Origin of the sequence: Pseudomonas sp. RIT778 (assembly GCF_019718735.1) — a bacterium.
Taxonomy (GTDB): domain Bacteria; phylum Pseudomonadota; class Gammaproteobacteria; order Pseudomonadales; family Pseudomonadaceae; genus Aquipseudomonas; species Aquipseudomonas aphyarum.
The window spans coordinates 64197-86600 of sequence record NZ_JAIHBA010000024.1 but is presented as its reverse complement, the minus strand read 5'-3'; the positions used below and the strand labels follow the sequence as shown (position 1 = coordinate 86600).

At 63.2% G+C, this 22404-nt stretch carries 23 protein-coding genes; all 23 read right to left on the bottom strand.

The annotated features are described in order from the left end of the window. Positions 1-85 precede the first annotated feature (85 nt). Positions 86-391 carry an urease subunit beta gene (locus tag K5E37_RS17835; RefSeq protein ID WP_007950605.1) on the bottom strand — a complete coding sequence of 102 codons (306 nt, stop codon included), beginning with the start codon at positions 389-391 and terminating at the stop codon, positions 86-88. Next, positions 391-924 carry a GNAT family N-acetyltransferase gene (locus K5E37_RS17830; RefSeq protein WP_221534717.1) on the bottom strand — a complete coding sequence of 178 codons (534 nt, stop codon included), beginning with the start codon at positions 922-924 and terminating at the stop codon, positions 391-393. Before K5E37_RS17830 ends, K5E37_RS17835 begins: the two co-directional genes overlap by 1 nt. Before the next feature lie 5 nt (positions 925-929). Then, positions 930-1463 carry a GNAT family N-acetyltransferase gene (locus K5E37_RS17825; protein WP_007950603.1) on the bottom strand — a complete coding sequence of 178 codons (534 nt, stop codon included), beginning with the start codon at positions 1461-1463 and terminating at the stop codon, positions 930-932. Positions 1464-1472: 9 nt separating this feature from the next. Beyond that, positions 1473-1775, bottom strand: a complete 303-nt coding sequence (ureA, locus tag K5E37_RS17820) for an urease subunit gamma (RefSeq protein ID WP_039766748.1) — start codon at positions 1773-1775, stop codon at positions 1473-1475. A gap of 229 nt (positions 1776-2004) precedes the next feature. Continuing rightward, positions 2005-2844 (bottom strand): urease accessory protein UreD, encoded by an 840-nt coding sequence (locus K5E37_RS17815; protein ID WP_221534715.1) that lies wholly within the window; start codon positions 2842-2844, stop codon positions 2005-2007. A gap of 43 nt (positions 2845-2887) precedes the next feature. Next, positions 2888-3586 carry an urea ABC transporter ATP-binding subunit UrtE gene (urtE, locus tag K5E37_RS17810; RefSeq protein ID WP_007950600.1) on the bottom strand — a complete coding sequence of 233 codons (699 nt, stop codon included), beginning with the start codon at positions 3584-3586 and terminating at the stop codon, positions 2888-2890. Positions 3587-3645: 59 nt separating this feature from the next. Continuing rightward, on the bottom strand, positions 3646-4515 hold the full coding sequence (urtD, locus tag K5E37_RS17805) for an urea ABC transporter ATP-binding protein UrtD (protein ID WP_007950599.1): 870 nt from the start codon (positions 4513-4515) through the stop codon (positions 3646-3648). Further along, on the bottom strand, positions 4512-5591 hold the full coding sequence (gene urtC, locus K5E37_RS17800; protein ID WP_221534712.1) for an urea ABC transporter permease subunit UrtC: 1080 nt from the start codon (positions 5589-5591) through the stop codon (positions 4512-4514). The genes urtD and urtC overlap by 4 nt, the downstream gene beginning before the upstream one ends. Further along, positions 5591-7093: an urea ABC transporter permease subunit UrtB gene (urtB, locus tag K5E37_RS17795; protein ID WP_085609223.1), complete on the bottom strand. Its 1503-nt coding sequence runs from the start codon at positions 7091-7093 to the stop codon at positions 5591-5593. The genes urtC and urtB overlap by 1 nt, the downstream gene beginning before the upstream one ends. 144 nt (positions 7094-7237) lie before the next feature. Beyond that, positions 7238-8503, bottom strand: a complete 1266-nt coding sequence (gene urtA / locus K5E37_RS17790; protein WP_007950596.1) for an urea ABC transporter substrate-binding protein — start codon at positions 8501-8503, stop codon at positions 7238-7240. Positions 8504-8708: 205 nt separating this feature from the next. Beyond that, entirely contained in the window at positions 8709-9719 is a 1011-nt protein-coding gene (locus tag K5E37_RS17785; protein ID WP_221534711.1) for an iron ABC transporter permease, read from the bottom strand. After that, positions 9716-10663, bottom strand: coding sequence for an ABC transporter substrate-binding protein (locus K5E37_RS17780; RefSeq protein WP_221534709.1), 948 nt, complete (start codon positions 10661-10663; stop codon positions 9716-9718). Before K5E37_RS17780 ends, K5E37_RS17785 begins: the two co-directional genes overlap by 4 nt. Further along, entirely contained in the window at positions 10660-11448 is a 789-nt protein-coding gene (locus K5E37_RS17775) for an ABC transporter ATP-binding protein (RefSeq protein WP_221534707.1), read from the bottom strand. The genes K5E37_RS17780 and K5E37_RS17775 overlap by 4 nt, the downstream gene beginning before the upstream one ends. 12 nt (positions 11449-11460) lie before the next feature. Next, positions 11461-13587, bottom strand: coding sequence for a TonB-dependent siderophore receptor (locus K5E37_RS17770; RefSeq protein WP_221534705.1), 2127 nt, complete (start codon positions 13585-13587; stop codon positions 11461-11463). A 162-nt stretch (positions 13588-13749) separates the two neighbouring features. After that, positions 13750-15129 carry a PepSY domain-containing protein gene (locus K5E37_RS17765; protein ID WP_221534703.1) on the bottom strand — a complete coding sequence of 460 codons (1380 nt, stop codon included), beginning with the start codon at positions 15127-15129 and terminating at the stop codon, positions 13750-13752. 79 nt (positions 15130-15208) lie between these two features. After that, positions 15209-17329: a TonB-dependent copper receptor gene (locus K5E37_RS17760; protein WP_221534701.1), complete on the bottom strand. Its 2121-nt coding sequence runs from the start codon at positions 17327-17329 to the stop codon at positions 15209-15211. A gap of 84 nt (positions 17330-17413) precedes the next feature. Continuing rightward, positions 17414-17860, bottom strand: a complete 447-nt coding sequence (locus K5E37_RS17755; protein ID WP_221534699.1) for a DUF2946 domain-containing protein — start codon at positions 17858-17860, stop codon at positions 17414-17416. A gap of 21 nt (positions 17861-17881) precedes the next feature. Then, positions 17882-18361 carry a copper chaperone PCu(A)C gene (locus K5E37_RS17750; RefSeq protein ID WP_221534697.1) on the bottom strand — a complete coding sequence of 160 codons (480 nt, stop codon included), beginning with the start codon at positions 18359-18361 and terminating at the stop codon, positions 17882-17884. Between the two features lie 48 nt (positions 18362-18409). Further along, positions 18410-18811: a DUF2946 domain-containing protein gene (locus tag K5E37_RS17745; protein WP_192563337.1), complete on the bottom strand. Its 402-nt coding sequence runs from the start codon at positions 18809-18811 to the stop codon at positions 18410-18412. Positions 18812-18858: 47 nt separating this feature from the next. Then, on the bottom strand, positions 18859-19170 hold the full coding sequence (locus K5E37_RS17740) for a hypothetical protein (RefSeq protein ID WP_039772019.1): 312 nt from the start codon (positions 19168-19170) through the stop codon (positions 18859-18861). 128 nt (positions 19171-19298) lie between these two features. Further along, positions 19299-20027, bottom strand: coding sequence for a cobalt-precorrin-6A reductase (locus K5E37_RS17735; protein WP_221534695.1), 729 nt, complete (start codon positions 20025-20027; stop codon positions 19299-19301). After that, on the bottom strand, positions 20024-21121 hold the full coding sequence (locus K5E37_RS17730) for a cobalt-precorrin-5B (C(1))-methyltransferase (RefSeq protein WP_221534693.1): 1098 nt from the start codon (positions 21119-21121) through the stop codon (positions 20024-20026). Before K5E37_RS17730 ends, K5E37_RS17735 begins: the two co-directional genes overlap by 4 nt. Continuing rightward, entirely contained in the window at positions 21114-22325 is a 1212-nt protein-coding gene (cbiE, locus tag K5E37_RS17725) for a precorrin-6y C5,15-methyltransferase (decarboxylating) subunit CbiE (RefSeq protein WP_221534691.1), read from the bottom strand. The genes K5E37_RS17730 and cbiE overlap by 8 nt, the downstream gene beginning before the upstream one ends. Positions 22326-22404 lie beyond the last annotated feature (79 nt).

Below are 22404 nucleotides of genomic sequence, written 5' to 3'. Positions count from 1 at the left end.
CGCTCCCACAGGGGATCGGATTCCAGCTGGAGGAACTCGGTTTAATGTGGGAGCGAGCCTGCTCGCGATGGAGACACCGCAAATTTCAGAGGTCACCCATGACCCGCCCGGCAAACCCGAACACCCGCCGGTGCCCGGCGTAATCCACCAGTTCCACCTCGCGGCTCTGGCCCGGTTCGAAGCGCACGGCCGTGCCCGCCGGGATGTTCAGGCGCATGCCACGGCTGGCCGCGCGGTCGAAGGTCAGGGCGTCGTTGGTTTCGAAAAAATGGTAGTGCGAGCCGACCTGGATCGGCCGGTCGCCGCTGTTCGCCACTTTCAGGCTGACAGTGCGACGACCGACGTTGAGTTCGATGTCGCCGGGCTGGATTTTGTATTCGCCGGGAATCATCAATTCGCTCCTTGCAGGACTTTGTAATAGAGGGCCGTCGGGCGATAGGTACCGTTCGGGTCGCAGGCGTAATCGGGAATTTCCCCGGCGCGGGTGTAACCCAGGGCCTTGTAGAAATCTTCAGCCGGGGAGCCGGCCTCGGTGTCGAGGTAAAGCATGCCGCGCTTGTACTGACGCGCGGTCTGTTCCAGCGCTTGCATCAACTGCTGACCGAGGCCGCGCCGCCGGGCGTGTTCGCGCACCAGCAGTTTCTGCACCTCGGCGCGGTTCAGGCCGTTGGCCTTCTGGCACAGGCTCAACTGGACGCTGGCCTGCACCTGTTCGTCCTTGACCACCACCCACAGCAAGACGCTGCCCTTGTTCAGGTTGTCCTGCACATCGTCGAAATAAGCGCGGGCCTGTGTGGCATCGAGATTGGCCATGAAACCGACGCTGGCGCCATAACCCACGGCGTCGAGCAGCAGGTCGATCAGACCCTGACGATAGTGCGCAAAACTTTCAGCATTGACGCGTCGCAGTTGGGCGGGGTTCATCGGTGTCACTCCTTGTGGGCGGGCGGCGGCTCCGCGCCAGGATTGAGGGTCAGTTGCATGAAGGTCAGGTCGAGCCAGCGGCCGAACTTGGTGCCGACTTGCGGCATCTGCCCGGTGGTGATGAAACCGGCGCGCTCGTGCAGGCGAATCGACGCGGCGTTGCCGCTTTCGATGGCGGCGACCATGACGTGCTTGTCGCAGGTTTTCGCGCGTTCGATCAGCGCGGTCATCAGTTGCGGGCCGAGGCCGTTGCCGCGCTGGTCGCTGCGCACGTAGACCGAGTGCTCGACGGTGTGGCGGAAACCGTCGAACGGCCGCCAGTCACCGAACGAAGCGTAGCCGAGGGTGGTGTTGTCGGCGTCGACGATCACCAGGATCGGATAACCCTGAGCCTGACGGGCGCTGAACCAGGCCTGACGGTTGCCGAGGTCGACGGCGGACTCGTTCCAGATCGCCGTGGTGTTGAGCACGGCGTCGTTGTAGATGTCACGGATCGCCGGCAGGTCAGCGTGCAGGGCATCGCGGATGGTGTAGGTCATGGCACGGCCTCAGACGATCGGTTGGTGGACGGTGACCAGTTTGGTGCCGTCGGGAAACGTCGCTTCGACCTGGATCTCCGGGATCATTTCCGGGATGCCTTCCATCACCTGATCGCGGGTCAGCAGGGTGGTGCCGTAGTGCATCAGTTCGGCCACGGTCTGGCCGTCACGAGCGCCTTCGAGCAGCGCTGCCGAGATGTAGGCCATGGCTTCCGGGTAGTTGAGCTTCACGCCACGGGCCAGTCGCCGCTCGGCCACGAGGCCGGCGGTGAAGATCAGCAGCTTGTCTTTTTCGCGTGGGGTCAGGTCCATCGTTTGAAATCCATTTGGGCAGATTTGTGTGGTTCTTTCGGTTTGAGGGGTGTCAGTTGGAACCGCCCCTCACCCTAGCCCTCTCCCGGAGGGAGAGGGGACTGATCTCGGTCGTTTTCAGTGGCCAGTTCAGTCAGTAATTTTTTTGAGACTGCAAAATTCTTTCCAGACAGCTCGGTCAGGCTCCCTCTTCCCTCCGGGGAGAGGGCGGGGGGTGAGGGGCTGGCCCTCAAGTACTCCAGATTCTCGGCGGCTGAGCTTCACGGCCGAGCAACACAGGCCTGAGCAATCGCCACAATTCAATAAGCCACGCTCGCGCAAGCAACGCTTCACCGGCCAGGCAACGAGCGACCAACAGACCGGGCAATTGCGTCAGATCCCCGCGCACCTCGTGGCCCAGCGAGCGGCATCGCTCCAGCAGTTCAGCATCAATCTCACCGGTGACCAGCAACGTCGCAAACACCGGATTGCCATCCAGCCCAATCGGCGAATCAAGCAAGCCGTCATCGCCGACGATGCGCTGGCGCTCATGCCACAACAACCGCCCATCACGGCGAATATCCAGATGCGCCTGGAAGTGCCCGAGGTCGAAACGCTCGCCACTGGCCGGACGCCCGAGGGCCACCACGTCCCAGTAAAACAGTCGCGCATCACCTTCAAGCTCGATCGAGGTCGTGAGTTCAGCCTGGGCGGCGCTGTAGACGATGGTCTCCTGAGGCAGCCATTCCAGTGTCGCGCCATCAGCGACATGCAGGTCCAGCGACTGATAAGCGGGGCCCGCCGCGCGATACCACTTGGCCGCGCCGGGGCTGGTGATCTGTGCCCAGGCGCCTTGTTCGACGCGGGCGCTGATGTCCAGCCGGTCACCGCCGGCGATCCCGCCCGGCGGGTGGACGATGATGTGCTGGCAGACCTCGGGCCCTTCGGCGTACAGGTGCTTTTGCACCCGCAACGGGCCGAGGTGCCGGCGTCGGGTCGGCCGCGTGCAATCGCCGAAGCGGGCGTAGGCCAGCTCCAGCTCGGCGTGCCAGCTCGGGGTAAACAGGGCAGTCGCAACAGGTAAGTTCATGTTTTCTAATTATCGTTAGGACGCTACAGATTAGACCGTAACCTCAAATAGTCACCAGCCCGCGCACACCTTCGGCTTCCATATTTTCGCCACGGCCCTGCTGCACGATCTCGCCCCGGGACATCACCAGGTACTGATCGGCCAGTTCGGCGGCGAAATCGTAGAACTGCTCCACCAGCAGAATCGCCATGTCGCCCCGGGCGGCGAGCTTCTTGATCACTGCGCCGATTTCCTTGATCACCGACGGCTGGATGCCTTCGGTGGGTTCGTCGAGGATCAGCAGACGCGGACGGCTGGCCAGTGCGCGGCCGATGGCGAGCTGCTGTTGCTGACCACCGGACAAGTCGCCGCCGCGCCGCTGTTTCATTTGCAGCAGCACCGGGAACAGCTCGTAGATGAACGCCGGAACCTCTTTGGCTTCGCTGCCGGGGAAACGCGACAGACCCATCAGCAGGTTTTCTTCCACGGTCAGCCGGCCGAAAATCTCCCGTCCCTGCGGCACGTAGGCGATCCCGGCGTGCACCCGCTGATGCGGCTTGAACGTGGTGATCGGTTTGCCTTCCCAGTTCACCGCGCCTTCCTTGGCCGGCAACAGGCCCATCAGGCACTTGAGCAACGTGGTCTTGCCCACGCCGTTACGGCCGAGCAGGCAGGTCACTTCGCCGACCTTCACGTCAAAGCTCAGGCCGCGCAGGATGTGGCTACCGCCGTAGTACTGGTGCAGCTTGTCGACTTGCAGCATGTTCAAACTCTCCCCGGTGATCGTTCCCACGCGGAGCGTGGGAACGATCGGATTCCTCTTCAGCGGCCGAGGTAAACCTCGATCACGCGCTCGTTGTCCTGCACCTGTTCCAGTGATCCTTCGGCCAGCACGCTGCCCTGATGCAACACGGTGACGTGGTCGGCAATCGAGCCGACGAAACCCATGTCGTGTTCCACCACCATCAGCGAGTGCTTGCCCGCGAGGGACTTGAACAGCTCGGCGGTGAACTCGGTTTCGGCGTCGGTCATGCCCGCTACCGGTTCATCGAGCAGCAGCAATTGCGGGTCCTGCATCAGCAACATGCCGATTTCCAGAAACTGCTTCTGCCCATGAGACAGCAGCCCGGCGGGGCGATTGACCGAAGTGGTCAGGCGAATCGTGTCGAGCACTTCGCTGATCCGGTCTTTCTGCTCGCCGCTCAACTTCGCCCGCAGACTGGCCCACACCGACTTGTCGGTTTTCTGCGCGAGCTCCAGGTTCTCGAACACGCTCAACGCTTCGAACACCGTCGGTTTCTGGAACTTGCGACCGATGCCGGCCTGGGCGATCTGCACTTCGCTCATCTGCGTCAGGTCGAGGGTTTCGCCGAACCACGCCTTGCCGTGGCTCGGCCGGGTCTTGCCGGTGATCACGTCCATCAGCGTGGTCTTGCCCGCGCCGTTGGGGCCGATGATGCAGCGCAGTTCGCCGACGCCGATGTACAGGTTCAGGTTGTTCAGCGCCCGGAAGCCGTCGAAGCTGACGCTGATGTCTTCCAGGGTCAGGATCGTGCCGTGACGGGTGTCGAGGCCCGGACCGACGCGTTGCCCGAGGCCGATCGAGTCGCGGCTGGTGCCTTCGTCCTTGTTCGGCTCCACCGGGAAAAAGGCCGGTTCCAGCATGAATTCAGCGCTCGCCGTGACTCTCATGATTCACCTCGTTTCTTCAGCAGACCGATCACGCCTTTGGGCAGGTACAACGTCACGACGATGAACAGCGCGCCGAGGAAGAACAGCCAGTATTCGGGGAAGGCCACGGTGAACCAGCTCTTCATGCCGTTGACCACGCCGGCCCCGAGCAGCGGGCCGATCAGGGTGCCGCGCCCGCCAAGGGCCACCCACACGGCGGCTTCGATCGAGTTGGTCGGCGACATTTCGCTCGGGTTGATGATCCCCACTTGCGGCACGTACAACGCACCGGCCAGACCACACAACACCGCGCTCAAGACCCAGACGAACAGCTTGAAACCGCGCGGGTCGTAGCCGCAGAACATCAGGCGATTTTCCGCATCACGCAGCGCGGTCAGCACCCGGCCGAACTTGCTGCGGGCCAGGCGCCAGCCGATGAACAGGCTCGCCACCAGCAACAGCACCGTCGCCAGAAACAGCACCGCACGAGTGCCGGGTTCGGTGATGCCGAAACCGAGGATCGTGCGGAAATTGGTGAAGCCGTTGTTGCCGCCGAAGCCGGTCTCGTTGCGGAAAAACAGCAACATCCCGGCGAAGGTCAGGGCCTGGGTCATGATCGAGAAATACACGCCCTTGATCCGCGAACGGAAGGCGAAGAAACCGAACACCAGCGCCAGCAACCCCGGGGCCAACACAACCAGGCACATCGCCCAAAGGAAGTTGCCGGTGCCGCTCCAGTACCACGGCAATTCGGTCCACGACAGGAAGGTCATGAACGCCGGCAAGCCATCACCGGCGGCCTGACGCATCAGGTACATGCCCATTGCATAACCGCCGAGGGCGAAGAACAGGCCGTGACCCAGCGACAGCAGACCTGCGTAACCCCAGACCAGATCCAGCGCCAGGGCGACGATGGCGTAGCAGAGAATCTTGCCGACCAGCGTCAGGGTGTAGGCCGAAACGTGCAGCGCACTGTCCGCCGGCAACAGCGACAGCAGCGGCAGGGCGATCAGCAACGCGAGAACCACCACGCCGACAGCGAGGGTGACTTTCGGGCCGGCCTTTTGTGTGGCCGTGACTAGTAGAGGCTGGTTCATCAGTCGATCACCCGTCCTTTCAGTGCGAAGAGGCCTTGCGGACGTTTCTGGATGAACAGAATGATCAGCGCGAGGATCAGGATCTTGCCGAGCACCGCACCGATCTGCGGTTCGAGAATCTTGTTGGCGATGCCCAGGCCAAATGCGGCGAACACGCTGCCGGCCAGTTGGCCGACACCGCCGAGCACCACCACCAGGAACGAGTCGATGATGTAGCTCTGGCCGAGGTCAGGGCCGACGTTGCCAATCTGGCTCAGGGCCACGCCACCGAGCCCGGCGATGCCCGAGCCGAGGCCGAAGGCGAGCATGTCGACGCGCCCGGTGGGCACGCCGCAGCAGGCGGCCATGTTGCGGTTCTGGGTGACGGCGCGCACGTTCAGACCCAGGCGGGTCTTGTTCAGCAGCAGCCAGGTCAGCACCACTACGAACAACGCAAAGGCGATGATCACGATGCGGTTGTACGGCAGCACCAGATTCGGCAACACCTGAATCCCGCCGGACAGCCACGCCGGGTTCGCCACTTCAACGTTCTGCGCACCGAACACCAGACGCACCAGCTGAATCAGCATCAGGCTGATGCCCCAGGTGGCGAGCAGGGTCTCCAGTGGGCGGCCGTAGAGGTGACGGATCACCGTGCGCTCCAGGGCCATGCCGATGGCAGCGGTGACGAAGAACGCCACCGGCAGCGCGATCAGCGGATAGAACTCGATGGCATTCGGCGCGTAGCGCTGGAACATCAACTGCACGACGTAGGTCGAGTAGGCACCGAGCATCAGCATCTCGCCGTGGGCCATGTTGATCACGCCGAGCAGGCCGAAGGTGATCGCCAGCCCCAGCGCCGCGAGCAACAGAATCGAACCGAGGGACATGCCGCTGAAGGCCTGTCCGAGCAGTTCGCCGACCAGCAGTTTGCGCTTGACCTGGGCCAGGCTGGTTTCGGCGGCGGTGCGCACATTGGCATCGGTCTCGACGCCGGGTTCGAGCAAGCCTTCGAGGCGGGTGCGGGCCAGCGGGTCGCCGGTTTCACCAAGCAGGCGCACGGCCGCGAGGCGCACCGCCGGGTCGGTGTCGACCAGTTGCAGATTGGCCAGCGCCAGGCTCAGGGCGGCGTGGACGTTTTCGTCTTGTTCGCCAGCCAGTTGCTGGTCGAGGAATTTCAGCTGCGCCGGTTTGGCGCTTTTCTGCAATTGCTGCGCGGCGGTCAGACGGGTTTTGGCGTCGGCGGCGAGCAATTGGTGGCTGGCCAGTGCGGTGTCGATCAGACCCCGCAGGCGATTGTTCAGGCGCAGGGTTTTGGGTTGGCCGTCGACGGTCAGTTCGCCTTGTTGCAGGGCGTTGATCAGTTCGACACGGGCCGGATCGGGCTGCGCGGCCCAGGCTTCCAGCAATTTGGCTTGTTGCGTGGGGTTGGCGGCGACGAAGTCTTCGGCGTCGCTGGCGTGGGCGGCTATCGGCAGCAAAAGTGCGAGGGCCAGGATCAATCGGTAAAGGGCAGTGGGCATATGAAATGGCCTTGCGTAGTGATCGTTCCCACGCTCCGCGTGGGAATGCAGCCCGGGACGCTCCGCGTCCCAAAAGCGGACGCAGAGCGTCCATTGAGGCATTCCCACGCAGAGCGTGGGAACGATCAGGTTGAGCGGGTTAACTCAGTTGCTCTTCACCGCATACTCCGGCTTCTTGTCGTTACCCGGAATGAACGGGCTCCAAGGCTGCGCCCGAATCGGCCCCTCGGTCTGCCACACCACGTTGAACTGACCGTCGCTCTGGATCTCGCCGATCATCACCGGTTTGTGCAGGTGGTGATTGGTCTTGTCCATGGTCAGGGTGTAGCCGGATGGCGCGGCGAAAGTCTGGCCGCCGAGGGCTTCGCGGACCTTGTCGACGTCGGTCGATTTGGCTTTTTCCGCCGCCTGCGCCCACATGTGGATGCCGACGTAAGTGGCTTCCATCGGGTCGTTGGTCACCGCTTTGTCGGCGCCCGGCAGGTTGTGTTTCTTCGCGTAGGCTTTCCAGTCGGCGACGAATTTCTTGTTCGCCGGGTTATCCACGGACTCGAAGTAGTTCCACGCCGCGAGGTTGCCCACCAGCGGTTTGGTATCGATGCCGCGCAGTTCTTCTTCGCCCACCGAGAACGCCACCACCGGTACGTCGGTCGCCTTCAGGCCCTGGTTGGCCAGCTCTTTGTAGAACGGCACGTTGGAGTCGCCATTCACGGTCGAAATCACAGCGGTCTTGCCGCCGGCCGAGAATTTTTTGATGTTGGCTACGATGGTTTGATAGTCGCTGTGGCCAAACGGGGTGTAGACCTCTTCGATGTCCTTATCCGCGACGCCTTTGGAGTGCAGGAATGAGCGCAGGATCTTGTTGGTGGTGCGCGGGTACACGTAGTCGGTGCCCAGGAGGAAGTAGCGCTTGGCGCTGCCGCCTTCTTCGCTCATCAGGTATTCAACCGCCGGGATCGCTTGCTGGTTTGGCGCGGCGCCGGTGTAGAACACGTTCGGCGACATCTCTTCACCTTCGTACTGCACCGGGTAGAACAGCAGGCCGTTGAGTTCTTCGAACACCGGCAGCACCGATTTGCGCGACACCGAGGTCCAGCAACCGAACACCACCGCGACCTTGTCCTGAGTCAGCAACTGCCGGCCCTTTTCCGCGAACAGCGGCCAGTTCGACGCCGGGTCGACCACCACCGGTTCGAGCATCTTGCCGTTCACCCCGCCCTTGGCGTTGATCTCGTCGATGGTCATCAACGCCATGTCCTTGAGCGACGTTTCGGAGATCGCCATGGTGCCGGACAACGAATGCAGAATCCCGACCTTGATGGTCTCGGCGGCCTGTACGGTCCAGGTCATGCCCATCGCGGCAATGGATGCCGTGAGTGTGAAAGCCTTGATCAAACTGCGACGCTTCATTGTGCGATCTCCATGAACGTTAAAGTTTTTTATGGTTGGCAGATGCGAACGACTGAAGGGTGTTTTGCAAGGGCTGTGCCCGGTCGGGTTTGGGCAGGGAAATGTCGGTTTAGAGCGGTTGCGCGCAGAGTCGGCGCACCATGAGGGGACGTGTTGCATGCAAAGGTGCAGCGGGGTGCGCCAGATTGGGGCGCACCCGGAGGATTCAGCGGCGGCGCATCAGGCCGATGAAGAACAGCCCGCCGAGGGCGGCGGTGGCGACGCCGATAGGCAGGTCTTCGGGGGCGATCAGCGTCCGCGCGGCGACGTCGACCCAGACGAGGAAAACGCTGCCGAGCAACACGCACACCGGCAGCAGGCGACGGTGCTCGGCACCGATCAGACGCCGGGCAATGTGCGGCACCATCAGCCCGACAAAACCGATGGAGCCGCTGATCGACACCAGCACCCCGGTCATCAGTGAAGCAATCACGAACACCCGCAGACGCACCGCCCGGGCATTCAGGCCGAGGGTGACGGCGGTCTGTTCGCCGGCCATCAAGGCATTGAGCGAACGGGCCATGCCGATCAGCAGAATCAGTCCGAGCAACACGCTCAGCGCCGGCACCGCCAACAACTCCCAGCGCGCCAGACCCAGGCCGCCGAGCATCCAGAACATCACCGCCGAACTGGCACGGTGATCGCCCATGAACAACAGCAGATTGGCGATCGCCATCATCACGAACGACACCGCCACGCCGCACAGCAGCAGCCGATCACTGTCCAGCCGACCCTGGCGGTTGGCGATGCCCAGCACCAGAAACATGCTCAACAACGCGCCGATGAACGCGGCAATCGGCAACGTCAGCAGGCCGACGATTTCACCGACGTGCAGTACCACGATCACTGCGCCAAGCGTGGCACCGGAGGTGACGCCGAGCAGGTGCGGATCGGCCAGCGGATTGCGCGTGACTGCTTGCAGCACCGCGCCGATCAACGCCAGCCCGGCGCCGACCAATGCACCGAGCAACATGCGCGGCACGCGGATCAGCCAGACGATGTGTTCCTGGCCGGCGCTCCAGTCCGGCACGCCGAGGCCGAACAGTTTGTGCAGCAGAATCCGCCACACCACGTCCACCGGCACCCGCGCAGGGCCGAAGCCCAGCGACACCACGCACGACACCAACAGCACCGCGCCGAGTGCGATCAGCAGCCAGCCGTAGCGACGATTGTTCATTCGCCGTGGAACCCTTTGGCCAAGGTTTCAACTGCGAGCACGTTGTCGATCCCCGGCGTGGCCTGCACGTAAGGGATGACGATGAAGCGCTGGTTCTTGATCGCGTCCACCGATTGCAGCGCCTTGTTCTTCAGCAGGAATTCAATCTTCTGCTCGGCGGTGATTTCGCTGTAGTCGACGATCACGATCACCTGCGGATTGCGCTCGACCACGGTTTCCCAGTTGACCCGGGTCCAGCTCGCTTCGACGTCATCGAGAACGTTGCGCCCACCGGCCGCGTCGATCAGCGCTTGCGGCATGCCGAGGCGGCCGGAGGTCATGGCGCGGTCGTCGCCGCTGTCGTACAGGAACACCCGTGGTTTTTCAGCGGGCAGGTCTTTGCGGATTTCGGCGACCTGACTTTGCATGTCAGCGATCAGCGCGTTGGCGCGATCCTGCACGTCGAAAATCTTTCCGAGGTTGCGCAGGTCGTTGTAGGTGTCGTCTAGCGTGGCGGCGGGGCGCTTCATCACGAAGGCGCAGGATTCGGTCAGCTCATAGACGTTGATGCCCAGCGGTTGCAAGGTCTGCGGCGTGAGATCGCCACCGACGCGCATGCCGTAGTCCCAGCCGGCGAAGAAGAAATCGACGTTGGCGTTGAGCAGGGTTTCCACCGACGGGTACTTGGCTGCCAGCTCCGGCAGACCGTCGAGAAGATTCTGCATTTCAGGCGTTACCGACTTCCAGCCACTGACGCCGCTGTAGCCGGCCATCTTCGACTTGAGGCCGAGGGCGAGCATCATCTGGGTCATGTTGATGTCGTGGCTGACCGCGTGTTTCGGCGCTTCCTTGAAGGTGACTTCACGGTTGCAGCTCTGGATCGTCAGCGGGTACTGGGTGGCCTCGGCGAAGGCGTGGGTGGTGCCCAGCAACAGGGCGAGGCAAAGCAGGGAGCGCACAGTCATGGTCGGGTTATCCAGGTGATTCGCGGGTAGCCGTGGAGGGGGTGTGGGTCGATCAATGCTTCGACGCCGAACACGTCGCGCAGCAGTTCGACGGTCAGGACTTGTTGCGGGGTGCCGCTGGCGACGATGCGACCGTGATTGATCACATACAAACGATCGCAGAACGCGGCGGCCAGGTTCAGGTCGTGGATGCTCGCCAACGTGCCAATCTGCAGGCGCTTGACCAGTTGCAGCAGTTCCAGCTGATAGCGCGGGTCGAGGTGGTTGGTTGGCTCGTCGAGGATCAGCAGTTGCGGTTGCTGGGTCAGGGCTCGGGCGAGGATCACCCGCTGTTTTTCTCCACCGGACAGGGTGGCGAACGCGTGGTCTTCGAAGCCTTCGAGGCCCACGGATTTGAGGGCCTGGGTGGCGAGATTGCGGTCTTCCAGCGTGTCGCCGTCGAACAGGCCTTTGTGCGGCGTGCGGCCCATGGCGACCACTTCTTCGACGGTCAGGCCGAAGGCGTCGGGGAATTCCTGCAGCACCACGGCGATGCGTTGCGCGCACCAGCGTGAGGATTGTTTCCACACGTTGTGGTGATCGAGTCTGACCTCACCGTGTTCCGGCTGACTGAAGCGATAGGCGCAGCGCAACAGGCTGGTCTTGCCGCTGCCATTGGGCCCGATCAGCCCGACGAACTCACCGGAGGCCACTTGCAACGAGGCGTCACGCAGCTGGAACTGGTGATGGCAGTGGCCGTGGCCCAGAGGTGTCCAGGCGAGATGGGTGAGGGACAGTGAGGTCATTTCGTTCCTGTTCTAGAAGGTGTAGTCAGCTGTGACAAAGAACGAACGAGGCTCACCCAGAATCCACTGCTGGCCCTCATTGTATTGGCTTTGCGCGTACGTCCGGTCAAACAGATTGTTCACCTGCAACCCCAGCGTGGTGTTGCGCAGGGCTTTCCACGACAGCGTCGCATCGACCACGGTGTAGCTCGGCAGCTCGTTGCGGTTGGCCATGTCGGCGTAGCGCGCATCGACGTAACGCACACCAGCACCGGCCTTCAGATCATCGGTCAGCGCCTTGCTCAGCCACAGATTGGCGGTGCGCCGTGGTACGTCCACCGGACGATTGCCATTGCGCGACACCGGCACGCCGCCGACTACCTCTTCAAAATCGTCGTATTTGGCTTTGACGATCGCCGCGTTGGCTTGCAGTTGCCAGGCGTTCGGCAGTTGCAGATCGAGGCTGGCTTCCAGGCCGTTCGACGATTGCTGCCCGACCTGCTGCTTGAGGGTCGGGTTGCCCGGGTCGTCGGTCAGCAGCTTCTTCTTCACGATGCGATACGCCGCCAGCGTGAATTCGCCGCGCTGATCCCAGAACAGCTGCTTCAGGCCGATCTCGGTTTGCCGGGCGGTCGACAGGTCATATTGCTGCTGGCTCGGGCTCAGGGAAATCAGGCCGCCGATGCCATCGGTGCTGGTGGCGACCTGGCCGTAGAACGAGGTGTCCTGCGTCAGCGCGAACACCAGGCCGGCCTTCCAGTTGTTGCCGGTCAGGGTCTTGTCGCTCTGGCTGCCGTCGACCAGGTTGTTGCGATCCACGTGCACGTAGTCGCGGCGCACGCCGGTCACCAGCGACCAGCGCTCGCTCAGTTGCGTGCGGTTTTCGGCGAACACCGACATCTGTTTTGTGGTGCTGTCGAACTGATCGCGATACGGATCGGCGCTCTCGAAATAACCGGTTTGCGGGTGATACCGATCCAGCGGCTGACCGTTCGGCAATACGTCGTTGAACGGCGAGTTGCTGTCGAGCTGGAAGCGGATGCGGTTGTAATCGACGCCGGTTACGGTCTGGCTGTCGAGGCCGAACAGCGAGTGCTTGAAGGTGAAGGTCTGGCGGTCGCCGACCTGTTCCTGTTTGTGGCCGATGCCGAAGTAGCCGCTGCGGCTGAGCTGCTGACTGTCAGTGTCGAAGTTGTAGTTCTCTGCGTTCTGCCAACGGCGCTGGGCTTTCAGGTAGTACAGCTCGTTGCTGGCGCTGACCGCATCGTTGATCTGCCAGTCACTGGTCAGGCGCGTCCATTGATCGTTGTAGTGCTGCTTGTCGTCGCGCACGTTGTAGTTCTTTTTGCGCAGGCTGTCTTTCAACTGGCCGTTGATCAGTGGCGTGCCGAAATAGTTCTGCGGGCGCTGATCGCCGTAATCGTGAGCGAGGGTGAAGGTCAGATCGTCCGTGGCCTGCCAGCGCAGGGCGGCGCTGATGAAGTCGCTGGATGAATCGCCGCGATCGACCCAGCCGTTGCTGCGCAGGCGATTGAGATTGAGGCGATAGCTCAGGGTATCCGTCAGCGAACCGCCGCTGTCGAACGCCTGCTGCTGGCGGTCGAACGAGCCGTAACCGATCCGCACATGGTTTTCGATTTCGCCGTCGAACGGCTTTTTCGGGATCACGTTGACCACCGCGCCGGTCGCGCCTTCGCCGTACAGCACCGAGGCCGGGCCGCGCAGGACATCGACGCGTTCTACCGACCAGGTGTCGACCGGGAACGTCACGGTGCCCATGCCGGTGTACATGCGGTTGCCGTCATACAACTGCATCACCGAGCTCTGCCCGGTAAAGCCCCGGGCCTGCAACGAAGTGCCGCCGTCGCCCGGCGTGCCGGTGCGACTGATGCCGGTGCTGCGCGACACCGCGTCCTGCACGCTGCGATCGCCACGGGCGCGGACTTGCTCGCCGCTGAGGCTTTCGACGCTGGCCGGGGTTTCCATCGCGCTGAGGTTCAGACGCGAGCCAGCGCTGGTCGGCGTGGTCAGGCTGACGGTCTGGTCGTCATTGGCCGGAGCGGTGATGGTGCCGGTGGGCAGCGTCAGCGGGGCGTTGTCGGCGTGGGCGCTGTTGTTCAGGGCGAACAGACAGAGGCTGGACAAGAGGTACTTGTTCATCGGGGCGGTGAATCACTTCTTCAAAAGAAAAGCCCGCAGGCTCATGACAGTGCATGGCTGCGGGCAGAGCAGCAAATTTGCGTTATACAGTAACACTAAAAATTGCCGGAGTTTAAGCCCCGGCAGTTTAAAGATCTGTCTAAATCGCGCATCTCGCCTGTTTCATGATGAAGTTGAGGCAGATTCAGCTTGTCGGCCCAGACGCGACAACAGCAGCCGATCCAGCAACCACACCACCACCAGCGAAGCCCCCACCAGCGGAAACACCACCGCCAGCACCAGCATGATCGCCACCCCGGTTTTCCACTTCGGCAGGTCGTGGCGCAGCGGCGGCACGCCGAACTTGCCCTGTGGCCGGCGCTTCCACCAGATCACCACGCCGCTGACGGCGCTGAGCAGGATCATCAGGCAGATCAGCAGCACGACGATCTGATTGAAGGTGCCGAACATCTTGCCTTCGTGGAGCATCACGCCGATCTCGGTGGCCCGGGCAACAGCGCCGTACTGCTCGAATCGCACGTCGGCCAACACCTTGCCGGTGTACTGATCGACGTGCAGGGTCGCATCGTTGCGCGGATCGTCGGCGAACACGGCGATGGTGAACACGCCGGTGGCGGTGGTCGGCAGGGTGATGCTGTAGCCCGGCTCGACCTTGCGCTCAACGGCGATGTCCTGCACGTCCTGCAGGCGGATGGTCGGGGCGGCGGGGCCGTGTTGCATGCCGCCGTGGGCCATGTGTTCGGCGTGGTCGCCGGACATCGGCATCGGGGTGTTTTCCATCGCCCACGGTACGGTCTGGCGCGCGGCGTTGTTGAGGCTGCCGGCCTCTACGTCGGAGGTCGGCACGTTGTCCCACATCGCCGCCGGGAACACGTTCCACACCTGGGCGTATTGCTTGCCCCAGAAGCCGGTCCAGGTCATGCCGCTGAGCAGCATCACCAGCAGCAATGCGGCGCCCCAGAAACCGGTGACGGCATGCAGGTCACGCCACAGCACGCGGCCGCGACTGCTCAGGCGTGGCCACAGAATCCCCGCTGCCTGACCCCGTGGCCACCACAGGAAAACCCCGGACACCACCAGCACCACGCCCCAGCCGGCGGCCATTTCGATCAGTCGGTCACCGACGGTGCCGATCATCAGCTCGCCATGGATCGCCCGGGCGATGGCTTGCAGGTTCTGCTTGGCATCCTGCTCGCCGAGGATGTCGCCGTGGTAGGGATCGACGAACACGTTCAGCTCATGGCCGGCATTGGCCACGACAAACTGCGCGCTGCGCTCGGCATTCACCGGCGGCAGGTACTGGGTGACCTGGCCCTGTGGATAAGCGCTTTTGACCTTTTGCAGCAAGTCGTCGGCCGGCACGGTGTGATGCCCGGCGGGGACGTTCAGCAGACTGCTGTACATCAGCGAATCGAGCTGCGGCTTGAACAGGTAAATGATGCCGGTCAGGGCCAGCATCATCATGAATGGGGCGACGAACAATCCGGCATAAAAATGCCAACGCCAGGCCAGGTTGTAGAAATTCGGTTTGGGCTGTTTCATCACGTGTGCTCCGCTTGGCTTGGATCTTCTAGTTGTCTGTTGCCGCCCGCTCCCTGAAGGGAGCGAGCGCCCTTGAGGGTTAGAAACTCATGTCCACCTTGGTCCAGAGCGTGCGCCCCGGTTCATTGATCGCTTGCGGGTCGTTGGCCGGGTAGCCGAACCCGGCGTTACCCGCCAGGTTCAGGTGTTCGGCGTAAGCCTTGCCGAACAGGTTGTCGACGCCGGTACTGACCTTCCAGTTTTTGTTGATCCGGTAGGCACCGTTGAGCGAGAACACGCCGAAGCCCGAACTCTTGTCGTAATCCTTGCCGACCACGTTGCCCTTGTTCTGGTCGATACGGTTTTGCGCGGCGACCACCCTCCACAGTGCGCCGGCGCTCCAGTTGTCTTCGGTATAGGTCAGACCGAAGCGCGCATCCAGCGGCGGCATCTGCGGCAGGGCCTTGCCGTCGCTGCTGTTCTTGCCCCAGGCGTAGGCCAGGGTCGCATCGGCTTTCCAGTTGTCGGTGAGTTTGTAAGCGGCACCGAGTTCACCGCCCATGATCCGCGCGTCGATGTTCTCGGCGCGGGAAGTGCTCATGCCCATCATCCCCGGGGTGTAATCGAACAGGATGTAATCGCGCACCACACCGATGTAACCCGAGGCCCAGGCTTCGAGCTCGGCGCTCTTGTAGTTCACGCCGAAGTCGAGCTGAGTGGTCTTTTCCGGCTTGATCGAATCGAACGCATTGACCGAACCGGCCGGGCCGGACTTGGGCGAAAACAGCTCCCAGTAATCCGGGAACCGCTGGGCGTGGCCGAGACCGGCGTAGAGCGTGGTCGGGCTGTCGGCCAGGTCATGCTCGTAACGGACGAAGCCGCTCGGCAGGGTGTCGGCGCGGGTATCGCCTGCGGTCGGGTTCGGACGGGACATCATTCCCGAGCCGGTGGTCTGCCGGAAATCCTTGGCCGAGGCACGGTCGACCCGGGCGCCGGTGATCAGCCGGTCGCGGTCGGCGGCGTACCAGGTCATCTCGCTGAACACCCCGTAGTTATGGAAGTCGGCGTCCTTGGTGTACGGCTGATCCTTGTAGGTATCGATGCCCATGCCGCTGCGCTGCCGGTGTTCGTTGGTCTGCGCGTCGAGGCCGGTGATCAGCTGGATATCGGCCCAGCGCCAGGTGGCCTTGATCCGCGCGCCGAGGGTGCGGCGGTCGACGTTGGACGCCATGGGACCGGCCATCATCCCGGTGCCGGACGGCGTGCGCAGGGTGTAGTTGTCCATCACGTGGTCGGCGTAGTTGTAGTAGACCTGCGCTTCGAGCTTCTCCAACACGTCGGTGATGTTGGATTTCTCGACGCGCAGACCGAGGCTTTCGCGCAGGAATTGCGAACCGTCCATGCCGCGTCCGGCGTAGCGTGCTTCGCCGTCGCCCTTGCCGGCGGTGAGTTCGATCAGGGTGTCGGCATCCGGGGTCCAGCCCAGCGCAACATCGCCGTTCCACTTGTCATAGCGCGAGGCAACGATGTCGTTGTTGCCGTCGCGGTAGTCGTCGGAATGCGCGGTGTTGCCGATCACTCGCACGTAACCCAGCGAGCCGCCGGCCGCCGCATCGACGACCTTGTCGAAGCGCCCGTGAGAGCCAGCCAGCACGCTGGCGTTCACGCGGGTGCCGAGTTCGCCGAAGCTTTCCGGCTCGCGGTCGAACAGGATCGTGCCGGCCGACGCGCCCGGCCCGTAGAGCACGGTTTGCGGGCCTTTGATCACGGTGAGTTTGTCGTAGGTCTCGGGCGAGATGTACGAGGTCGGCGCGTCCATCCGGCCGGGGCAGGCGCCGAGCATCATGCTGCCGTTGGTGAGGATGTTCAGGCGCGAACCGAACATGCCGCGCAGCACCGGGTCACCGTTGGTGCCGCCGTTGCGCACCAGAGCGAAGCCGGGAATGGTCTTCAGGTAGTCGCCGCCGTCGCTGGCCGGCACCGGTTGGCGCGGGTCTTTCGGGTTGGTGACGATGGTCAGCGGGGAGCTCGGGGCGATGGCGGTGATCACCGTCGGGCTCAGTTCGTCAGTGTGGCCGGCGTGTTCGTCGGCGTGAACCAGCGGGGACAGCAGGACGCCGCAAAGGACGGCGGTAGCGTGCCTGAAACGAACGCGGGATTCGTTCAGGGCAAAGGACGCCGGGGCAGAACCCGGGCGTGGGACAGCAGAAAACCTGGACATGACAATTTCCATCAAACAGTCGTAAACGACACGGCCGGCAGCCTGAGGCTGTCTTCTCAACCGTGTGCAATCAGAGGTGGGTGTTTACGCTGCGACGGGCGGGGCGCGGGTGCGGGCGCCGGGGAAGAAGGTCTGCCGGGCATGGCCCAGACGCGGGGAGGGTGGGGTGAAGGTGTTGACGAGTGGAATGCTGAAAGTGGCGAAGCTGCCGCCACCGGTCAGCGCCGGGCAGTTGAACAGCAGGCTGCAATAACCGCACTTTTCCCACAGCACATGGTGCGAGGATTGCGGCGGGCAGTGTTCGGCCGAGGGTTTTGCTTCATGCGCGGAATGATCCATGCCCGCCATGTCCATCGACATGTCCATGCTCATCGGCATGGAGGTCGAGGCGTGCTGATCCATCGGCATCGACTGGGAAATCAGCGGGCCGATGAAGATCATCAACATGGCGAACAGGGCGATCCAGCTGCCGCGGGTCAGGTGTTCAGTCTGACGGCGTTGCAGGGAGGGCCTGGCGCTCAGGGGGCGCATGGGCGGAGTCTGCCGGAACGGTTACTGGGCGTGCGCGTGGGCTTGTGTGGCTTCCGGCGGCTTCTTCTGCACGGCGACTTCGACAGTCACGTCACCGGCCTTTTCGAAGTGCAGGGTCAGCGGGAAGCGCTTGCCGTCGGTCAGCAGACTGCGGTCAGTCGGATTCATCAGCATCACGTGATAGGCCATCGGCGCGAAGGTCACGTTTCCACCGGCCGGGATGGCCACGTTCGGCACCTGTTGCATCTTCATCAGATCACCCTGCATCACATGCTCGTGCAGTTCGGCCGTCGGGGCGATCGGCGAGTCGACACTGAGCAGGCGGTCATCCGTCTTGCCGGCATTGTGAATGATGAAATACGCGGCAACGGTCGGCGCGTTCGGCGGCAGTTCCTGCGACCACGGGTGGGCGATTTCCAGCTCGCCGGCCTTGTATTCGTGGGCATGGGCGAAGCACGCAGGCAGCAACAGCGCAGCGATGACGATGAATTTGTTCAACATGGCAGTTCTCCAGAACGATTTGAAACGCAGGTCAAATGCGGGAACAAATCAGACCAGAGGAGAGGCGCGGGGATTGAGGCTCGGCCATTGCTGGCGCGGTGTCGGAGTTTGCAGCAAGGCGGGCGCCACGCTGCGATTGCTTTCGTATCGAGCGAAATACAGCTGCGGCGAATGCCCCGGCAACGCCACCACCGGCGCCGATCCGGAACAGCACCAGCAATGCTGCATGGTCGAATGATTGTCACCGCTCTGCGGCGCTTTCTGATCGAGGCTGCCGATGTCGATCGCCACCATCTTCGTCCCGCTGCCGGTGCAGAAACTGCTCCACAGCAACTGCTCGGCCGGCGTCTGCGCCGCCTGCGCCATCGCTCCCGTCAACGGCATGGCGAGCATGTTGAACAGCACTGCAAAGCAGGCGATCCAGGCAAATGCGAGCCGGTGTCGGTTCATGGGACAGATCCGTAGGGTGGGCGATCAGGCGCGGCTATTTAGCCTGATCAGGGCCGATAAGTAAAAAAGCGTCGTGCGGTTTGGTGTCGCAGCGCTACATGCAATTGTGCGAGTAGCATGCTTGCCAGTTCCGTCTCGCCGTTATGAAAGAGTGTAGCGGCTTCGATTCGCAATGCCTGTGCGAAATCCGGATCAGATTGAATTCTCAATCGGATGGTCTGCTTATAGTCTCGGAGCGCCACGCGGTTGAATCGTCCATCGCCTGAGTCCAGTTCCGAACATGCCTTGACGTAGTGCACCAGTTCAGCAGGCGTGTGGAGAAAGTCCTTGATGTCGAAGCGGGTGAATTTTCCGGTCATTGGAACGTGCTCACAAATTCGATGAAACGCTAAACGTAAGCCAGGGCCGCTCGTGCAGATAGTCAGCGATTCTTTAAGTTCTTGTGGGCAGTGTCCTAGCACTCAGTAGGACTTGAGCTTTTTGTTTTTCACGGTCGGACTCCGGCCGCGAGGGCCGCGATGGCTTCATCAACCGTCCAAAACTCCCGATCAACCCCCGCCAACTCCGGTCGCCTCAACACCATCACCGGCACCCCAAGCGCCCGCGCCACTTCCAGTTTCGGCTCGGTTGCGGTGCTGCCGCTGTTCTTGCTGATCAGCACGTCGATCTGCCGGCGTTCGAACAGCGCCCGTTCATCCTCCAGCAGAAACGGCCCACGGGCGCCGATGACTTCGCAGCGTTCGTTGCCGGGGTAGACGTCGAGGGCGCGCAGGGTCCAGAACTGGTGCGCAGGGATTTCGTCGAGGTGTTGCAGCGGTTCGCGGCCGAGGGTGAACAGGGGGCGGCGGAAGGGTTCGAGGGCGGTGATCAGTTCGGCCCAGTCGGCGACTTCGCGCCAGTCATCGTCGGGTTGCGGTTGCCACGCCGGGCGGCGCAGGGCCCAGCAGGGAATGCCGGTGAGTTGCGCAGCGATGGCTGCGTTCTGGCTGATTTGCGCGGCGTAGGGATGGGTCGCGTCGAGCAAAAGTGTGATGCCTTCGTCGCGAATGAACTGCGCCAGACCTTCGGCGCCACCGTAGCCGCCGACGCGCACCTGACACGTCAGATCGGTCGGCACCCGGCCCACTCCGGCCAGGCTGTAAATGTGTTCCGGCCCCAAAGTGCGCGCGATGGCCAGTGCTTCAGTCACGCCGCCCAGCAACAGAATCCGTTTCATACAAAAGCCCCCGCGTGGCCGACGATGCCGCCCTGACGATCAATCGCAAACACCTCGACCTGGACCTGCGCCGGCACCACGCTACGGGCGAATTCCAGAGCATGGCGACAGACCTCATCACCGAGGGCAACGCCCGCTGCACTGGCCATCGCCAACGCCTGCTGACTGGTGTTCGCCCCGCGAATGGCTTGCTGCAACGCATCGTCCGCACCAATCGCCGCCGCCCACTCGGCCAATTGCGGCAGGTCGATGCTCGAATGGCGCGAGTGCAGATCCATGTGCCCGGCCGCCAGTTTGCTGACCTTGCCGAAGCCGCCGCACAGGCTGAGTTTATCCACAGGCACTTTGCGCAGGTGCTTGAGCACGGCGCCGACGAAGTCGCCCATTTCGATCAGGGCGATTTCCGGCAGGTTGTAGACCCGGCGCATGGTGTCCTCGCTGGCGTTGCCGGTGCAGGCAGCGATGTGCAGATAGCCGTTGGTTTTCGCCACGTCGATGCCTTGATGGATCGAGGCGATGTACGCCGCGCAGGAAAACGGCCGGACGATGCCGCTGGTGCCGAGGATCGACAACCCGCCGAGAATCCCCAGGCGCGGGTTCATGGTTTTCAGCGCCAGGGCTTCGCCGCCCTCGACATTGACCGTCACCTCGAAGCCGCCGCGATAGCCGGTTTCTTCGGCGAGCAGCGTCAGGTGATCGCTGATCATCTTGCGCGGCACCGGGTTGATCGCCGGCTCGCCGACGCCCAGCACCAGCCCCGGGCGGGTGACGGTGCCGACACCTTTACCGGCAATGAAGCGGATTCCCGGCTCGGCCATCAGTTGCACGCGGGAGTAGAGCAGGGCGCCGTGAGTCACGTCCGGATCATCGCCCGCATCTTTGATCGTCCCGGCTTCAGCGCCTTCATCAGTCAGCCGACAGAACTCCAGGCGCATCTGCACCTGCTTGCCCTTGGGCAACACGATCTGCACGGCGTCCGCCACCACGCCGCCGAGCAGCAGGCGGGCAGCGGCGAGGCTGGTGGCCGTGGCACAGCTGCCGGTGGTCAGGCCGCTGCGCAGGGGCGCGGGTTGTTCGGCGGTTTCGTCACGCATCGAGGGGTTTGACCAGATCGAGCAGGGTGATCGGCAGGGCCTGGCGCCAGGTGTCGAACTCGCCCAGCGGCTGGGCCTGGGCGAGGTGGATGCGGGTCAGCTCGCCGCCGTGGCGTTCGCGCCAGCTCATCAAGGTCATTTCGCTTTGCAGGGTCACGGCGTTGGCGACCAGGCGGCCGCCGGGTTTGAGTTGTTCCCAGCAGGTGTCGAGCACGCCTTCGCGGGTCACGCCGCCGCCGATGAAAATCGCGTCCGGACGCTCAAGACCGGCGAGGGCCTGAGGAGCACTGCCGCGAATCAGTTGCAGACCGGGAACGCCCAAGGCGTCACGGTTGTGTTCGATCAACTGTTGTCGGCCGTCATCGGCCTCGATAGCCAGAGCGCGGCAGCTCGGGTGAGCGCGCATCCACTCGATGCCGATCGAGCCGCTGCCGGCGCCGACGTCCCACAACAGTTCGCCCGGCGTCGGGGCGAGGCGAGCGAGGGTGATCGCGCGCACGTCGCGCTTGGTCAGTTGCCCGTCATGTTTGAAGGCTGAATCCGGCAGGCCGGCGAGGCGCGACAGGCGCGGTGTCTGCGGATCGGCCAGGCACTCGATGGCGATCACGTTGAGGTCGGCAATGAGCGGATTGTTCCAGTCGTTGGCTGTGTCGTCGATCCGGCGCTCGGTGTCGCCGCCCAGATGTTCCAGAACACTCAGACGACTGGCGCCGAATCCTCGCTCGCGCAGCAATGCCGCAACCTCCGCCGGACTTTGTCCGTCATTGCTCAGCAGCAACAGGCGCACGCCGCTGAACAGTTGTGCGTTGAGGGCCGCAAGCGGGCGAGCCACCAGCGACAGCACGCTGACATCCTGCAACGGCCAGCCCAGTCGGGCCGCCGCCAGCGAGCAGGACGACGGCGCCGGCAGAACCAGCATCTCGGCCCCCGGCACCTGCCGCGCCAGACTCGCGCCAACGCCGTAGAACATCGGATCACCGCTGGCCAGCACACACACCGCTTCGCCACGGCGTTCGAGCACCGGGGCCAGGGAAAACGGGCTCGGCCACAACTGGCGCTCGCCACGGATGCACACCGGCAACAGATCCAGCTGACGCTGACCGCCGATGATCCGCGAAGCACCCAGCAAGGCGCGCCGGGCATTCTTGCCCAGGCCCTTGAAGCCGTCTTCACCGATTCCTACTACTGTCAGCCAGGGTGACATCTGTAGCCCCTCAAAAAAGTGTCCGCAAACGCGCCGTTCCGACGGGCAGACTTTTCATGCCGTCGGACAAAGCAGGCAT

Coding starts and splice junctions, on each gene's coding strand:
- K5E37_RS17770 (WP_221534705.1), bottom strand. CDS start 13,587: ATGAACAAGTACCTCTTGTCCAGCCTCTGTCTGTTCGCCCTGAACAAC.
- K5E37_RS17740 (WP_039772019.1), bottom strand. CDS start 19,170: ATGACCGGAAAATTCACCCGCTTCGACATCAAGGACTTTCTCCACACG.
- ureA (WP_039766748.1), bottom strand. CDS start 1,775: ATGGACCTGACCCCACGCGAAAAAGACAAGCTGCTGATCTTCACCGCC.
- K5E37_RS17825 (WP_007950603.1), bottom strand. CDS start 1,463: ATGACCTACACCATCCGCGATGCCCTGCACGCTGACCTGCCGGCGATC.
- cbiE (WP_221534691.1), bottom strand. CDS start 22,325: ATGTCACCCTGGCTGACAGTAGTAGGAATCGGTGAAGACGGCTTCAAG.
- K5E37_RS17760 (WP_221534701.1), bottom strand. CDS start 17,329: ATGTCCAGGTTTTCTGCTGTCCCACGCCCGGGTTCTGCCCCGGCGTCC.
- urtD (WP_007950599.1), bottom strand. CDS start 4,515: ATGAGAGTCACGGCGAGCGCTGAATTCATGCTGGAACCGGCCTTTTTC.
- K5E37_RS17730 (WP_221534693.1), bottom strand. CDS start 21,121: ATGCGTGACGAAACCGCCGAACAACCCGCGCCCCTGCGCAGCGGCCTG.
- K5E37_RS17755 (WP_221534699.1), bottom strand. CDS start 17,860: ATGCGCCCCCTGAGCGCCAGGCCCTCCCTGCAACGCCGTCAGACTGAA.
- K5E37_RS17785 (WP_221534711.1), bottom strand. CDS start 9,719: ATGAACAATCGTCGCTACGGCTGGCTGCTGATCGCACTCGGCGCGGTG.
- K5E37_RS17815 (WP_221534715.1), bottom strand. CDS start 2,844: ATGAACTTACCTGTTGCGACTGCCCTGTTTACCCCGAGCTGGCACGCC.
- urtA (WP_007950596.1), bottom strand. CDS start 8,503: ATGAAGCGTCGCAGTTTGATCAAGGCTTTCACACTCACGGCATCCATT.
- urtC (WP_221534712.1), bottom strand. CDS start 5,591: ATGAACCAGCCTCTACTAGTCACGGCCACACAAAAGGCCGGCCCGAAA.
- K5E37_RS17750 (WP_221534697.1), bottom strand. CDS start 18,361: ATGTTGAACAAATTCATCGTCATCGCTGCGCTGTTGCTGCCTGCGTGC.
- K5E37_RS17775 (WP_221534707.1), bottom strand. CDS start 11,448: ATGACCTCACTGTCCCTCACCCATCTCGCCTGGACACCTCTGGGCCAC.
- K5E37_RS17780 (WP_221534709.1), bottom strand. CDS start 10,663: ATGACTGTGCGCTCCCTGCTTTGCCTCGCCCTGTTGCTGGGCACCACC.
- urtE (WP_007950600.1), bottom strand. CDS start 3,586: ATGCTGCAAGTCGACAAGCTGCACCAGTACTACGGCGGTAGCCACATC.
- K5E37_RS17745 (WP_192563337.1), bottom strand. CDS start 18,811: ATGAACCGACACCGGCTCGCATTTGCCTGGATCGCCTGCTTTGCAGTG.
- K5E37_RS17765 (WP_221534703.1), bottom strand. CDS start 15,129: ATGAAACAGCCCAAACCGAATTTCTACAACCTGGCCTGGCGTTGGCAT.
- K5E37_RS17735 (WP_221534695.1), bottom strand. CDS start 20,027: ATGAAACGGATTCTGTTGCTGGGCGGCGTGACTGAAGCACTGGCCATC.
- K5E37_RS17835 (WP_007950605.1), bottom strand. CDS start 391: ATGATTCCCGGCGAATACAAAATCCAGCCCGGCGACATCGAACTCAAC.
- K5E37_RS17830 (WP_221534717.1), bottom strand. CDS start 924: ATGAACCCCGCCCAACTGCGACGCGTCAATGCTGAAAGTTTTGCGCAC.
- urtB (WP_085609223.1), bottom strand. CDS start 7,093: ATGCCCACTGCCCTTTACCGATTGATCCTGGCCCTCGCACTTTTGCTG.